Annotated in this window: 14 protein-coding genes; 12 read left to right on the plus strand and 2 right to left on the minus strand. The window is 63.1% G+C overall.

Translation table 11 applies throughout. The features are described 5' to 3' along the window. Nucleotides 1-9 precede the first annotated feature (9 nt). The gene (locus ACNKU3_RS04285; RefSeq protein WP_418258178.1) at nt 10-201 is read left to right on the plus strand and encodes a DUF1289 domain-containing protein; all 192 of its coding nucleotides are present in this window, start codon (nt 10-12) and stop codon (nt 199-201) included. A gap of 96 nt (nt 202-297) precedes the next feature. On the opposite strand, the gene ACNKU3_RS04290 is transcribed toward ACNKU3_RS04285, so the two are convergent. Beyond that, complete coding sequence (locus tag ACNKU3_RS04290) at nt 298-1560, minus strand: HlyC/CorC family transporter (RefSeq protein ID WP_418258179.1); 1263 nt, start codon at nt 1558-1560, stop codon at nt 298-300. Between the two features lie 320 nt (nt 1561-1880). Then, nucleotides 1881-2684, minus strand: a complete 804-nt coding sequence (locus tag ACNKU3_RS04295) for a cytochrome C assembly family protein (RefSeq protein ID WP_418258180.1) — start codon at nt 2682-2684, stop codon at nt 1881-1883. Nucleotides 2685-2781: 97 nt separating this feature from the next. Here ACNKU3_RS04295 and ffh point away from each other — a divergent pair, with 97 nt between their 5' ends. The 11 genes from ffh to recJ all read left to right on the plus strand — a co-directional run bounded on the left by ffh (nt 2782) and on the right by recJ (nt 14954). Then, on the plus strand, nt 2782-4167 hold the full coding sequence (gene ffh / locus ACNKU3_RS04300; protein ID WP_418258181.1) for a signal recognition particle protein: 1386 nt from the start codon (nt 2782-2784) through the stop codon (nt 4165-4167). 459 nt (nt 4168-4626) lie between these two features. Beyond that, nucleotides 4627-4875 carry a 30S ribosomal protein S16 gene (rpsP, locus tag ACNKU3_RS04305; protein ID WP_418258182.1) on the plus strand — a complete coding sequence of 83 codons (249 nt, stop codon included), beginning with the start codon at nt 4627-4629 and terminating at the stop codon, nt 4873-4875. Between the two features lie 41 nt (nt 4876-4916). Beyond that, nucleotides 4917-5444, plus strand: a complete 528-nt coding sequence (gene rimM / locus ACNKU3_RS04310; protein WP_418258183.1) for a ribosome maturation factor RimM — start codon at nt 4917-4919, stop codon at nt 5442-5444. Nucleotides 5445-5498: 54 nt separating this feature from the next. Beyond that, entirely contained in the window at nt 5499-6251 is a 753-nt protein-coding gene (trmD, locus tag ACNKU3_RS04315; RefSeq protein WP_418258184.1) for a tRNA (guanosine(37)-N1)-methyltransferase TrmD, read from the plus strand. Nucleotides 6252-6291: 40 nt separating this feature from the next. After that, entirely contained in the window at nt 6292-6645 is a 354-nt protein-coding gene (rplS, locus tag ACNKU3_RS04320) for a 50S ribosomal protein L19 (RefSeq protein WP_418258185.1), read from the plus strand. 674 nt (nt 6646-7319) lie between these two features. Beyond that, the gene (xerD, locus tag ACNKU3_RS04325; RefSeq protein ID WP_418258186.1) at nt 7320-8225 is read left to right on the plus strand and encodes a site-specific tyrosine recombinase XerD; all 906 of its coding nucleotides are present in this window, start codon (nt 7320-7322) and stop codon (nt 8223-8225) included. Nucleotides 8226-8380: 155 nt separating this feature from the next. Further along, nucleotides 8381-9118: a thioredoxin fold domain-containing protein gene (locus ACNKU3_RS04330; RefSeq protein WP_418258187.1), complete on the plus strand. Its 738-nt coding sequence runs from the start codon at nt 8381-8383 to the stop codon at nt 9116-9118. Between the two features lie 103 nt (nt 9119-9221). Beyond that, nucleotides 9222-10412 carry an alanine transaminase gene (alaC, locus tag ACNKU3_RS04335; protein ID WP_418258188.1) on the plus strand — a complete coding sequence of 397 codons (1191 nt, stop codon included), beginning with the start codon at nt 9222-9224 and terminating at the stop codon, nt 10410-10412. Nucleotides 10413-10453: 41 nt separating this feature from the next. Further along, complete coding sequence (locus ACNKU3_RS04340; protein ID WP_418258189.1) at nt 10454-11767, plus strand: homoserine dehydrogenase; 1314 nt, start codon at nt 10454-10456, stop codon at nt 11765-11767. A gap of 41 nt (nt 11768-11808) precedes the next feature. Further along, entirely contained in the window at nt 11809-13206 is a 1398-nt protein-coding gene (gene thrC / locus ACNKU3_RS04345; protein ID WP_418258190.1) for a threonine synthase, read from the plus strand. A 14-nt stretch (nt 13207-13220) separates the two neighbouring features. Next, nucleotides 13221-14954 carry a single-stranded-DNA-specific exonuclease RecJ gene (gene recJ, locus ACNKU3_RS04350; RefSeq protein WP_418258191.1) on the plus strand — a complete coding sequence of 578 codons (1734 nt, stop codon included), beginning with the start codon at nt 13221-13223 and terminating at the stop codon, nt 14952-14954. Nucleotides 14955-14985 lie beyond the last annotated feature (31 nt).

The following is a 14985-nucleotide window of genomic DNA, read 5'->3' on the forward strand; positions in this document are numbered from 1 at the left end:
GTACAGGCGATGACCGAGCAGGTACCCAAGTCACCGTGTATATCCGTCTGCGTCCTCAACGAGGAGGACGTCTGCATCGGTTGTTACCGCAGCGCCAACGAAATCACCGACTGGTTCATGGCGACCCCGGGGCAGAAGCGGGAGATACTCGCGCGGGCCCGCGAGCGGCAGGCTGCTGCGAATCCTGTGCGGCTTTCCTGACACGCACGGCGCATGGCCCCCGCCGGCGCCAATTGCACGCCGGTCCCGGGCTAATCAGGTCTGGGGGAGAGGTGTAGCAGGAGCTTCCGGGAGCCTTCAGTGCGCCTTGGCCGGACAGGCCCGCACCGCCTGCACGACGTTGCTCTGCAGTTCGAGAATTTCCAGGTGGTAACCGGCGATGGAAAGCCCGGCATTGCCCGCGGGAAAACTCTCCAGTGTTTCCAGGATCAGTCCGCTGAGGGTTTTCGGTCCGTCGGTGGGCAGGTGCCACTTCAGTGCCTTGTTGACCTCGCGGATGTTGGCGCTGCCGGCGATGATGAAGCTGCCGTCGCGCTGCGGGAAAATATTGTCCTGGCTGCCCTGCAGGTTGGAGGTGAATTCCCCGACGATTTCCTCGAGGATGTCCTCGAGCGCCACCAGCCCCATCACCTCGCCGTATTCGTCCACCACAATGCCCAGGCGGTGCTTGTTCTTCTGGAAATTCATCAGCTGCGTGTGCAGCGGCGTGCTCTCCGGCACGAAGTAGGGCGCGTCCATTTCCCGTTCCAGCGCCACCCGGTCGAGGCCGCCGCTGTCGATGACCCGGGTGAGGTTGCGGGTGTGCAACACGCCGACGATGTCGTTGATGTCCTCCCGCCACACCGGCAGGCGGGTGTGGGAGCTGGCCTGGATGCGGCGCAGGATATCGTCGTCGGAGGTGTTGAGGTCGATGCCGAAGACCTCATTGCGCGGCACCATGATGTCGTCGACCGTGACGTATTCCAGGTTGAGGATATTCAGCAGCATGCCGCGGTGGCGGGCCGGGATCAGGCGCCCGGCATCGGTCACGATAGTGCGCAGTTCTTCCGATGAAACGCTCTCGTCCAGCTCCTGCTTCGGGTCGAAGCCGAGCATGTGCAGCAGGCCGTTGGTAATCCAGTTGAGCGCGGCGACCACCGGGAACATCAGCTTCATCAGCGGCAGCAGGATCAGGCTCGCCGGAAAGGCGACCCGTTCCGGGTGCAGCGCGGCAATGGTTTTCGGCGTGACCTCGGCGAAAATCAGGATCACCAGGGTCAACCCCAGGGTCGCGATGGCGATACCCGCATCGCCCCACAGGCGAATGGCGATCACCGTCGCGATGGCGGAGGCGAGAATATTCACCAGGTTATTGCCGATCAGGATCAGGCCGATCAGGCGGTCGGTGCGGTCCAGCAACTTCCCGGCGCGGATGGCGCCCCGGTGGTGATCCTTCTGCAGGTGGCGCAACCGGTAGCGGTTCAGCGACATCATGCCCGTCTCCGAGCTGGAGAAGAATGCGGAGAAGAGGATCAGGGCTGCGAGAATGGAAAAAAGGATGCCTAGCGGTGCATCGTCCAAGGCGGTAAACAACCTTCAATATGGGCGAGGGGCTATCTTGAAGAAAAAGCGGGTTTCGGGCAAGCCTTTTGAGATGGGAGCGCCCGGTCGAATTTTTTCGCAACAGGTCGAATTTTCCACTGGGGGAGCGGGCGTGTGGGACAAGTGGTTCCCACTGGAACCGTGAGGCGACAGGACGTCGCCGACCGAGCCTGCACAGGGATGTGCGCTTTTTTGGCGTGTTCCAGTGGGAACCACTTGTCCCGCGCGACTGCGGCTTCAATGCGCTGGCACTGGGTGCCATCCCGGTGCCCCGGTCGCCTTGAATAGCGCGGTATTCACTAGCCTCGATGCAGAACCAGCTCCAGCACCATTTTCGAGCCGAAATACGCCAGCATCAGCGCCGCGAAGCCCGCCAGGGTAAAACGCACCGCAGTCTGGCTGCGCCAGCCCAGTTGCCGGTGGCCCCACAGCAGCGTGGAGAACAGCAGCCAGGCGAGCATGGTCAGCACGGTTTTGTGTACCAGGTGCTGGGCAAAGATATCGTCGACGAACAGGAAACCCGTGACGATGGAAAGCGTCAGCAGGATGACCCCGATCCACAGCAGCTCGAAGAGCATTTTTTCCATCAGCTGCAGCGGCGGCAGTATCTGCACGATCCCCCGGGTGTGGCGGTGGTGCAGCTGGTAGTCCTGGGTGGCCACCAGCGCGGCCTGTGCCGCGGCCAGGGTCAGGAACGCGTAGGCGACGATGGAACTGCCGATGTGCAGCATCATGCCCGGCGGCTGGTGGCGCGAGAGTACCTCGGTGTCCGGAGCGAAGGCGGATACCAGCACGGAAAGCGCAGATAGGGGGAACAGGATCACCAGCAGGTTCTGCAGTGGCCGGCGTAGCATCAGCAGCACGCAGGTGAGGTTGATCACCAGGAAAATCAGTGCGGAGATGGTATAGAACCCCAGGTGCAGGCCGCCGCTGCCGGCGACGCTGCTGAACGCGACAATCGCATGGCAGGCCAGCGCGGCGGCGCCGAGCACCTTGACGCCGCGGCCCAACCGCTGGTGGCGCTGCGCCAGGTTGAACAGGTGCAGGCCGGTGGCGGTGAGGTAGAGCAGCGCCGCGAGAGGCGCAAATATTGTTATGGACATGGGTTTGGGGTTGGTCCGGCGGGTGGCGTATACTTCGCCACTTTGTACAGAACTGCCCCGGCGGAATCAATAGCCGTCCTGCTGTGAGAGTATTTTCATGTTCCAGAGTCTGAGCGACCGTCTTTCCAACAGCCTGCGCAATATCACCGGCAAGGCCAAACTGACCGAGGATAACATCCAGGACACCTTGCGCGAGGTGCGCATGGCCCTGCTCGAGGCCGACGTGGCGCTGCCCGTGGTCAAGGAGTTCGTCGAATCGGTCAAGCTGCGGGCGCTCGGCCAGGAGGTCATGAAGAGCCTGAGCCCCGGCCAGGCCTTCCTGAAGATCGTCCAGGCGGAGCTGCAGCGGGTGATGGGGGAGGCCAACCAGGGCCTGAACCTCGCCACCCAGCCACCGGCGGTGATCCTGCTGGCCGGCCTGCAGGGCGCCGGTAAGACCACCTCCGCCGCCAAGCTGGCGAAACTGCTGATCGAGCGGGACAAGAAGAAGGTCACCGTGGTGTCCGCGGACGTCTACCGGCCTGCCGCGATCAAGCAGCTGGAAACCCTGGCCGGGGAAGTGGGGGCTGATTTCTTCCCCTCCGAAGCCAGCCAGAAGCCCGTGGATATCGCCCGGGCCGCCATCGACCACGCGAAAATCCGTTTCAGCGATGTGCTGATTGTCGACACCGCCGGCCGGCTCGCCATCGACGAGGCGATGATGGCGGAAATCGCCGAACTGCATAAGGCGGTCAACCCGGTCGAGACCCTGTTCGTGGTGGATGCCATGACCGGCCAGGACGCCGCCAATACCGCCCGCGCCTTCGGCGACGCGCTGCCGCTGACCGGTGTCATCCTCACCAAGGTGGATGCCGACGCCCGCGGCGGTGCCGCGCTGTCCGTGCGCTCGGTGACCGGCAAGCCGATCAAGTTCCTCGGCGTGGGCGAGAAAACCGCCGCCCTCGATCCCTTCCACCCGGACCGCCTTGCCTCGCGCATCCTCGGCATGGGCGACGTGCTCTCGCTGATCGAGGAAGCCGAACAGAAAGTCGACCGCGAGAAGGCCGAGAAACTCGCCCGCAAGGTCAAAAAAGGCCAGCGGTTCGACCTCGAGGACTTCCGCGACCAGCTGCAGCAGATGAACAACATGGGCGGCATCACCGGCCTGCTCGACAAGCTGCCCGGCATGGGCGGCATGGCGCAGATGGCCCAGCAGAACATCGACATGAAGCAGTTCGCCCGCATGGAAGCCATGATCAACTCCATGACCCCCGCTGAGCGGCGCAAGCCCGAACTCATCCAGGGCTCCCGCAAGCGCCGCATCACCCTGGGTTCAGGCACCCAGGTGCAGGACCTGAACCGCCTGCTGAAACAGCACAAGCAGATGCAGAAGATGATGAAGAAAATGAAGGGCGGCGGCATGCAGAAGATGATGCGCGGCCTCGGCGGCATGATGGGGCAGGGCGGCATGGGTGGCCCCGGCGGGATGCCGCCGATGCGTTGAACTGGGCTTCGAGCGATCCCGAGGGCTGGTCGTTGGCAGTTCCTCCGCCGGGCCAGCTCACGGTATGTAGCGCCCCGAAAACCGCAACAGCGGCGTCCTGCCAGCTTGGCTTCGGCCATCCATGGCCTCGGACATTTTCGTGGCGCTTCATACCGCAATCTATCCCTCCCCGGTAGCCATTTGATTCGCTGTGGAGCGATGGACCCAGTGGCTCAAATGAAGGCTCTGAACACGGCACCCGGTCGAATCTCGATGACTAGAGAGTGGTTCCGGCCCCAGTGCCGCACTCTGGCTCCATAACCCCCCGTAATCCATGAAAAAATCCCGTTTTCAGGGTTTCATTTCCAGCCGCTTTTCCGTATGATACGCCACCTTTCCGGCCCGGGTGCCGGGTATTTGTCGTGGGTGACCGCATACTTGAACGCGGTGGGCCCGGAATTTCCAGGGAATGTAGAGAACATGGTAACTATTCGACTTGCACGTGGCGGCTCCAAGAAGCGTCCCTTCTATCACCTGACCGTGGCGGATCACCGCACCGCGCGTAACGGCCGTTTCATCGAGCGCGTGGGTTTCTTCAACCCGGTTGCCCGTGGCCAGGAAGAGCGCCTGCGCGTTGACTCCGACCGCGTCGCCTACTGGCAGGGCCAGGGCGCACAGCTGTCCGAGCGTGTCGCCAAGCTGGTGAAGGAAGCAGCCGCAGCCGCGTAAGCACTGCGCACCGGTCTTTGATGGGTGGGTCCGGAACCAGCGTGCTGACAGTCGGTAAGATCACCGGCTGTTACGGCATCAAGGGCTGGGTAAAAATACACTCATACACCTCGCCGGAGGAGAACCTGTTCGACTTCGGCGAGTGGAAGCTGAAACGCAGGGGCAGTGAAGAGCCCGTCCACTTCGACGAGTGGAAGCGTCACGGCAAGAGCATGATTGCCCATATCCGCGGAGTGGATGATCGCGACATCGCAGAATCCTTCCGCGGCCTTGAGATCCTGGTGGGGGCTGAATATCTCCCGGAGTTATCTGAAGGCGATTACTACTGGCACCAGCTCGAGGGTCTCGAGGTCTGGGCCAGGGAGCCGGAAAGCAGTGCGGACCGCGTATTGCTGGGCAGGGTGGACTACCTGCTGGAAACCGGCGCCAACGATGTACTGGTGGTGAAGGCCTGCGAAGGCAGTGTCGACGACAGGGAACGCCTGATTCCCTACCTGCCCGACGATGTCGTGGCCAGCGTCGATCTGCAGCAGGGCCGCATGGAAGTCGACTGGTACATCGACGACTGAACTGCAGGAGCGCGCTCCGCGTGCCATTGGCGGAGTAGAGGGCAGGTAAACGCAATGCACATCGCTGTCGTGAGCCTGTTTCCGGAAATGTTCGCCGCAGTCAGCGAGCACGGCGTGACCGGCAGGGCGGTAAGCCAGGGGCTGGTGGCCATCAGCCACAGCAACCCGCGGGATTACGCCACTGACCGGCACCGCACGGTGGACGACCGACCCTACGGCGGCGGCCCCGGGATGCTGATGAAGATTGATACCTTGCGCCAGGCTATCGCCGACGCAAGGGCGGCCGCGGGCGAGGGTGCAAAGGTCATCTACCTCTCGCCGCAGGGCCGCAGGCTGGATCACGCGAAAGCGGCCAGCCTGGCCACGGAAGCCGGCCTGGTTCTGGTGGCGGGTCGCTACGAGGGCGTCGATGAACGACTGATCGACGCCGAGGTGGATGAAGAACTGTCCATCGGCGACTATGTATTGAGCGGCGGCGAACTGGCTGCCATGGTGGTCATCGACACGGTGACGCGCCAATTGCCCGGGGTGCTGGGCCACGAGGCGTCCGCGCAGGAAGATTCCTTCGCCGACGGCCTGCTGGATTGCCCGCACTACACCCGGCCCGAGGTTTACGAGGGGCGGGCGGTACCGGAAGTGTTACTCAGCGGCAACCACGAATGGATTCGCCGCTGGCGCCTGAAACAGGCACTGGGCCGGACCTACGAACGCCGCCCCGACCTGCTGCAGGACAGGGCCATGACGGCCGAGGAAAATGAGTTGTTGGCGGAATACCTCCGCGAACGTGAGACAAACGAGACTGAATAGCCAGCTGTGAAGCTGCATTGAATTCCAACAGGAGCGCGCCATGAGCACCAACAAGATTATCTCCCAGCTTGACGCTGAACAGATGGAAAGGGAACTGCCTGAGTTCGCCCCGGGTGATACCGTGGTCGTTCAGGTTAAAGTAAAGGAAGGCAACCGCGAGCGTCTGCAGGCCTTCGAAGGCGTTGTTATCGGCAAGCGTAACCGCGGCCTGAACTCTGCCTTCACCGTCCGCAAGATCTCCCACGGTGTGGGCGTCGAGCGTACCTTCCAGGCCTACAGCCCGCTGGTCGACAGCGTCACTGTCAAGCGTCGCGGCGACGTGCGCCAGGCCAAGCTGTACTACCTGCGCGAGCTGTCCGGCAAGGCTGCCCGCATCAAGGAAAAGCTCGGCTGATCGCCTTTTCCGGCTTGTATTCGAAAGCGGCCCCTGTGGCCGCTTTTTTGTGCCTGTTCGATTTGGCTCAGGATTTAGGCAAGGGTTCAGGTCTGGGATTGAGTTCGGGTTGGGTGGCAAAGGAGCTTCGTAGGCCGGCCCGCGTACGGCCATTCCACGCCCGAAAAACGCAAAAGCGCCATCCATGGCAGCTCGGCTTCGGCCATCCATGGCCTCAGACGTTTTCGTGCGTGGAATGGCCGCACACGGTCCTCGTTCACGAGATAACCTGATAATCCCGCAAGTTATTTCACGTTGGTCGAAGCAACTTCGTGGTATTTCCTCTGGTTTTTTCCGTTCAGGGCTACAGAGTGGTCATCGTGCGAGCGTGAGCTGCTGAAATTATAAGCAGCATATGTTTCTGGCTTGGCGCAAGATGAAACGACTATCAGCGTACATGGGTAGGAGTGAAGATCGGCGTGTCTCTCCAGAAAACGTCTGAGGCCATGGATGGCCGAGGCCGAGCCTGCACATGGATGTGCGCTTTTTGGCGGTTTTCTGGAGAGACACGCCGATCTTCGATCCGGGAAAACGGCACCACTGAGAGTTGTATAGAAGACCCCAGCCATCAGGAAACTCGAGAATCAACCAACAGTCATCACGAAGTCACATAATTCCGTGCTACTGTACCGGGCATGCCCAGCAGCCAACCCGACAACCCCGAGATCGAGCGCTTCATCGACGCCATGTGGATGGAGAAAGGCCTCAGCGACAATACCCTGGGGAGCTACCGTCGGGACCTGCGCCAGTACGACCAGTGGCTGCAGAAACACCGCGCCGGGACGATACGCAGTGCCGATCGCGCCGACCTGCAGGCCTACCTCGGGGCGCGGCTGCAAAAGGGCAGTTCGCAGCGCTCGACTGCGCGGATGCTGTCCTGCCTGCGCGGGTTCTACAAGTACCTGCTGCGTGAGGGCCGGGTGAATCGCGATCCCACCCTGGATGTCGAGAGTCCCCGCCTGGGCCGGCCACTGCCAAAGACCCTGTCGGAAGCCCAGGTCGACCGCCTGCTGGAAGAGCCGGACCTCGACAATCCCATTGAATTCCGCGACCGGGCCATGCTCGAACTGCTCTACGCCAGCGGGCTGCGGGTCAGCGAACTGACCAGCCTGCAACTCAACCAGGTCAGCCTCAACCAGGGCGTGGTGCGAGTGTTCGGCAAGGGCAGCAAGGAGCGGCTGGTGCCGATGGGGGAGGAGGCGCTGGCCTGGCTGCAGCGCTACATGGCGGGTCCGCGGCGCGAATTGATGCGGGGTAATCTCTCGGATGTGCTGTTTCCCAGCAAGCAGGGGCGGCAGATGACTCGCCAGACCTTCTGGCATCGTATTAAAATCTACGCGCGCCGTGCCGGGATCACGCAGCCCTTGTCGCCGCATACGCTGCGGCATGCGTTTGCCACCCACTTGCTCAACCACGGCGCGGATTTGCGGGTCGTACAGATGTTGCTGGGGCATAGCGATCTCAGTACGACACAGATTTACACCCACGTGGCGCGCCAGCGTATGCAGGAACTGCATGCGCAGCATCACCCGCGTGGTTGAGGAACTACCGGGAAGCTGAGGGTTCAAAGGGACACGGCTTTGCAGTTATACAAACTGCCGCCAGCCCCGGGTTCTGCGCGGCTTTTATACAGACAGGAGGTCACCACGGATGATGAGTGGCCCAGAAACTTAGAGGACAGACTATGATTTCCCGCATGTTCAAAACGGTCACGGCTGGTCTGCTGCTGGCATCGGCGTCAGTGGTGCTGGCGGCCGACGGTGTGGACGAGGCCGTCGAGGCGCATCTCAGGAAGGCGCTGACCAACCCGGGGATGAACCTCACGGTGGAGTCCGTGGCCGCCAGTGAAGTGCCGGGCATGTATGCCGTGCAGTTCGAGAACGGCCCGCTGGTCTATGCGACGGAAGACGGCAACTACCTGATTCACGGCGACCTGTTCCGGGTGACCGGTGGCCAGTATGTCAACCTGTCCGAGAAGCAGCGCGACCTGGAGCGCAAGGAACTGATGGACGCGGTCAATACCGACGACATGATCGTGTTTGCGGCCGAAGGCGAGACCCGAGCCTACATCAACGTGTTTACCGACGTGACCTGTTTCTACTGCCAGAAACTGCACAAGGAGGTTCCGGAGCTGAACAAGCGCGGTGTCGAAGTGCGCTACCTGGCCTTCCCGCGCGCGGGTCTGGGGTCCGCGTCCTACGACCTGCTGGTCACTGCCTGGTGCTCCGACGACCAGCAGTCCGCCCTGACCAAGCTTAAGAACAAGGAAAATGTGCCCTCGGTCACCTGTGACAACAATCCGGTGAAAACCGACTACGAACTCGGCCAGCGCGTCGGGGTGCGCGGCACGCCTGCGCTGGTGACGGCTGAAGGCCGCCTGATCCCCGGTTACCAGACTGTCGACCAGTTGATGGCAACCCTCGGGCTGGACTGATTCCAGCCCCTGCTCATTGACATAAATCCTTAGAAACCTTACTGTTTCCGACCTTTTATATGTGCCCCGGAAGCCTCCGGGGCGCCCTGGCAGAGAAACGTAAGTGGACGAGCAATTCCTGCGCATATCGCGCCTCCCTCCCTATGTGTTCAATATCATTGGCGAGCTCAAGCAGAAGGCGCGAGCGGCCGGGGAGGACATCATTGATTTCGGCATGGGCAACCCGGACCAGCCCACGCCCCAGCACATCGTCGACAAGATGGTGGAAACCGCCCAGCGCGGCGATACCCACCGCTACTCCCAGTCCAAGGGCATCCCGCGCCTGCGCAAGGCGATCTGCGACTGGTACAAGCGCCGCTACGACGTCACCCTGGACCCGGAGACGGAAGCCATTGTCACCCTGGGTTCCAAGGAGGGGCTGGCGCACCTGGCACTGGCAACTACCGGTCCCGGCGACGCCGTACTGGTGCCGAACCCCTCGTACCCGATCCACCCCTACGGCTTTGTGATTTCCGGCGCGGATATCCGCCACGTGCCGATGGGCGAGAACGAGAACGTCTTCTTCGAAGAACTGGAAAAGGGCATCCACAACAGCTGGCCGCGGCCCAAGATGCTGGTGCTGAATTTTCCCTCCAACCCGACCGCGCACTGCGTGGAACTGGATTTCTACGAGAAAGTCGTGGCGATTGCCCGCGAACACAATATCTGGGTGGTGCAGGACCTGGCCTATGCGGACCTGTGCTACGACGGCTATGTCGCGCCTTCGATCCTGCAGGTAGAGGGCGCCCGCGATGTGGCGGTCGAGTTCTTCAGCATGTCCAAAAGCTACAACATGCCCGGCTGGCGGGTGGGTTTCTGCTGCGGCAACAAGACCCTGGTCGGCGCCCTGGCACGGATGAAGTCCTACCTCGACTACGGCATGTTTACCCCGATCCAGGTGGCGGCGATCAAGGCCCTGGAAGGCGACCAGAGCTGCGTGGATGAAATCCGCGAGATGTACCAGTCGCGCCGCGATGTCCTCTGTAGCGGCCTCAATGCCGCCGGCTGGCCGGTGACGCCGCCGCGGGCAACCATGTTTGTCTGGGCAAAAATTCCCGATTTCTACGCCGAAATGGGCTCCATTGAGTTCAGCAAAAAGTTGCTTACGGAGGCCAAGGTGGCGGTGTCCCCGGGTATCGGCTTCGGTGAATACGGCGAGGGCTATGTGCGTTTCGGCCTGATCGAGAACGAACACCGCACGCGCCAGGCGATCCGCAATATCCGTAAGATGATCAAGGCCGACGGCTTCGCCTGAGGCGCGGCTCCCGGCAACAGTAAAACAACAAGCAGGCAGTTATGAGTGCGCAAACAGTAAAAGTGGGTATCTGTGGTCTCGGTACCGTGGGCAGTGGCACCTTCAACGTGCTGAGTCGCAACAGCGCGGAAATCGCCGCCCGCGCGCGCTGTGCGGTAGAGGTCGTGCATGTCGGCGCGCGGCGCGACAATCCGGCCTGTGAACTGGGCAATACCCGTGTCAGCCGGGATATCTTCGCGGTCGCCAATGACCCCGAGGTACAGGTACTGGTCGAACTGATCGGCGGCACCACCGTTGCCAGGGAACTGGTGGAAACCGCGCTGCGCAACGGCAAGCACGTGGTGACCGCCAACAAGGCGCTGATCGCGGAATTTGGCAACGAACTGTTTGCGCTGGCCGAGGAGTACGGCGTGACCATCCGCTACGAAGCGGCGGTGGCCGGCGGTATCCCGATTATCAAGGCCCTGCGCGAGGGCCTGGCCGGCAACCGCATCGAGTGGCTGGCGGGCATCATCAACGGCACCGGCAACTTTATCCTCAGTGAAATGCGCGACAAGGGCCGCGATTTTGCCGACGTGCTGGCGGAAGCCCAGGCCCTCGGTTACGCGGAAGCGGACCCCACCTTTGACGTGGAAGGCATCGACGCCGCACACAAGCTGGTGATCCTCGCCTCGCTCGCCTTCGGCATGCCGCTGCAGTTTTCCTCGGTATTTACCGAGGGCATTACCAAACTGACCACCCAGGACATGGAATACGCGGAGCAACTGGGCTATCGCATCAAGCACCTCGGCATCGCCAAGCAGACCGGCGGCGGGGTGGAACTGCGGGTGCACCCGACCCTGATTCCCGAGAAGCGCCTGATCGCCAACGTGAACGGCGTCAAGAACGCCGTGCTGGTGGAGGGCGACGCTGTCGGCCCCACCATGTACTACGGCGCCGGTGCCGGCGCGGAGCCGACCGCTTCCGCGGTGGTGGCGGATATCGTCGACCTGGCCCGCGCGCTCTCCGGCGGCCAGGACTGCCGGGTGCCCTCGCTGGGCTTCGACAGCCACAACCTGCGCGACGTGCGTATTGTGCCGATGTCCGAGGTGGTGACCCCCTGGTACCTGCGCATGGTCGCCGAGGACAAACCCGGCGTCCTGTCGCGTATCGCCACCATTTTCAGCGACCAGGGTATCAGCATCGAGGCCCTGATCCAGAAGGCGCCCGCGGAAGGGGAGACACTGGTGCCGCTGATCGTGCTGACCAACAAGGCAGCCCAGGGCAGTATGGACCAGGCGGTGGCGGCTATTCAGGCGCTGGATTCGATCTCCAGCGAAGTCGTGCGTATCCGCGTAGAATCACTGGACGGCTGAGCGTCAGCACGGCAGTCACAGCAAGCAAAACAGGTAAGACAGTGAAATATATCAGTACCCGCGGGAAGGCCCCCGCACTCAACTTCGAGGACGTGCTCCTCACCGGCCTGGCGTCCGATGGCGGCCTCTATGTGCCGGAAACGCTGCCGACTTTCAGCGCCGCCGAGATCGGGGCGATGGCCGCGATGGATTACCCGTCGTTAGCGCAGAAAATCATTACACCCTTCGTCGACGGCTGTATCCCGGACAGTGATCTCGCGGCGATTATCGCCGACACCTACGCCGAGTTCCGCCATTCCGCGGTGGCCCCGCTGGTGCAGCTCGATCACAACCAGTGGGTGCTGGAACTGTTCCACGGCCCGACCCTGGCGTTCAAGGATTTCGCCCTGCAACTGCTCGGCCGCCTGCTCGATTACGTACTGGAACGACGCCAGCAGAAAGTGGTGATTATGGGCGCGACTTCCGGGGACACCGGTTCCGCGGCCATCGAGGGCTGCAAGCGCTGCAGCAACATCGATATCTTCATCCTGCACCCGCACCAGCGGGTCTCGGAAGTGCAGCGCCGGCAGATGACCACCGTCGTCGGTGACAACATCCACAACCTGGCCATCGAAGGCAACTTCGACGACTGCCAGGCCATGGTCAAGGCCAGCTTCGCCAACCGCGCCTTCCTGCCCGAAGACCGCGGCCTGGTGGCGGTGAACTCCATCAACTGGGCGCGCATCATGGCCCAGATCGTCTATTACTTCTACGCGGCGGTGGCCCTCGGCGCGCCGGCGCGCAAGACGGCATTTTCCGTTCCCACCGGTAACTTCGGCGACATTTTTGCCGGTTACCTGGCCCACAACATGGGTCTGCCGGTCGAGCGCCTGGTGATTGCCACCAATCGCAACGACGTGCTGCACCGGGTGCTGACCACCAGCAGCATGCGCCGCCAGCCGCTGCAACACACGCTGTCGCCGAGCATGGACATCACCGTGTCGTCCAACTTCGAGCGCCTGCTGTTCGACCTCTACGACCGCGACGGCGCGGCGATTGCCGACCTGCTGGCGCGCTTCGACGAGGGCGAGATCGCCTTCTCCGAAACTGCCATGGCCCGCGCCCGCAGCCTGTTCTCCAGCGCCTGCGTGGACGACGAGCAGACCTGCGCGCAGATCGCCGCGACCTGGGAAAACTGCGAGTACCTGCTCGACCCGCACAGCGCGATTGGCGTGCGTGCGGCGATGACCGCGGGTATCGCGGCGGACATTCCCGTGGTAACCCTGGCGACCGCCCACCCGGCGAAATTCCCGGACGCGGTGAAAGGCGCCGGGCTCAACGAGGAGGTTGGCCTGCCGCTGCATTTGCGCGACCTGTTCGAGCGCCCCGAGCGCTGTTCGGTCCTGCCCAACGATCTCGCCGCCGTGCAGTCCTTCATGGCGAGCAACATTCGCGCCTGAGCCTGTAGCTGTCGATGCCGAAACTGATTCGCCGGCGCCAGGCCGCAGCATCCGCGGCCCTGGCGCAGGCGAATCTTTCTCCCCTGCTGGCGCGGGTCTATGCCGGCAGGGGAGTTGAATCCCCGGACCAGCTGGAACTCGACTTCCGCCACCTGTTGCCGCCCTCGGCCCTGCTGGGCGTGGAGCGCGGCGCGCAATTGCTGGCGGATACGATTGCCGCGGGGCAACACATCCTGATCGTCGGCGACTACGACGCCGACGGCGCCACCAGCACCGCGTTGGCCCTGCACGCGCTGCGCCTGATGGGCGCGGAGCGGGTCAGCTATCTCGTGCCCAACCGCTTCGAGTACGGTTACGGGCTGACCCCGGAGATCGTGGCGCTCGCCCTGCGCGGGGAGCGGCCGGACCTGCTGCTCACGGTGGATAACGGGATTTCCAGTATCGAGGGCGTGGCCGCGGCCCGACAGGCGGGTATCGCCACCCTGATTACCGATCATCACCTGGCCGGTGCGGAGCTGCCGGACGCCGATGTCATCGTCAACCCCAACCAGCCGGGCTGCGGCTTTCCGAGCAAGGTGCTGGCCGGCGTCGGCGTGATCTTCTACCTGATGCTGGCCCTGCGCGCGGAACTGCGCCAGCGCGGGGTGTTCGACAGTCGCAGCCAGCCCAACCTGGGCGAACTCACCGACCTCGTCGCGCTCGGTACAGTGGCCGATGTGGTACCCCTGGACCACAACAACCGGATCCTGGTCGATGCCGGCCTGCAGCGAATCCGTGCGGGCAGGGCACGCCCGGGCATCGCCGCCTTGCTGGAAGTGGCCGGGCGCAACTATCGCAGTACCGTGGCCTCCGATCTCGGTTTTGCGGTGGGACCCCGGGTCAACGCGGCGGGCCGGCTGGACGACATGTCCGTGGGCATTGAATGCCTGCTGGCCAGCGACACTGCCCGCGCTCGCGAGCTCGCCGCGCAACTGCACCAGATCAACCGGGACCGGCGCGACATCGAGCAGGATATGCAGGCGCAGGCGCTCAAGCTGCTGGCGGATATCGATCTCGCGGCGGAGGCTGCACCGGTAGCGATCACCCTCTACGAGGCCGACTGGCACCAGGGCGTGATCGGTATTCTCGCCTCGCGGATCAAGGATCGGCTGCACCGTCCGACCATCGTGTTCGCCGATGGCGATAGCGGGGCGATCAAGGGCTCGGCGCGCTCGATTCCCGGTATCCATATCCGCGACGTACTCGATGCGGTCGCCACCCGGCACCCGGGCCTGATCCAGAAGTTCGGCGGCCACGCGATGGCCGCCGGGCTATCCCTCGCACGGGAGGCTTACCCGCAGTTTGCCGCAGCCTTCCTCGATGAGGTCGAGCGGCACGCGGAGGACGTGCACCTGCAGGCAGTGCTGGAGTCCGATGGCGACCTGCCCGCGGAAGCCTTCAGCCTGGAAACGGCAAGTGAACTGCGCTATGCCGGCCCCTGGGGCCAGCATTTCCCGGAACCCCTGTTCGACGGGGAGTTCAGCATCGTCAGCCAGCGTATCGTCGGGGAAAAACACCTGAAACTGGTGCTCGGCCTGCCCGGCGACTCACGCATCATCGACGCCATTGCCTTCAATGTCGACACCGGCATCTGGCCGGACCAGGACGCTGACCGGGTGCGCGTCGCTTATCGCCTCGACGTCAACGAGTATCGCGGGCGCCAGAGTGTGCAATTGATGATCGAGGAACTGGAAATCCTCGGCGCGTAATCCGCCTTGCTGCGGCTACACCACACACCCC

The organism is Haliea sp. E17 (assembly GCF_048323675.1).
Taxonomy (GTDB): domain Bacteria; phylum Pseudomonadota; class Gammaproteobacteria; order Pseudomonadales; family Halieaceae; genus Mangrovimicrobium.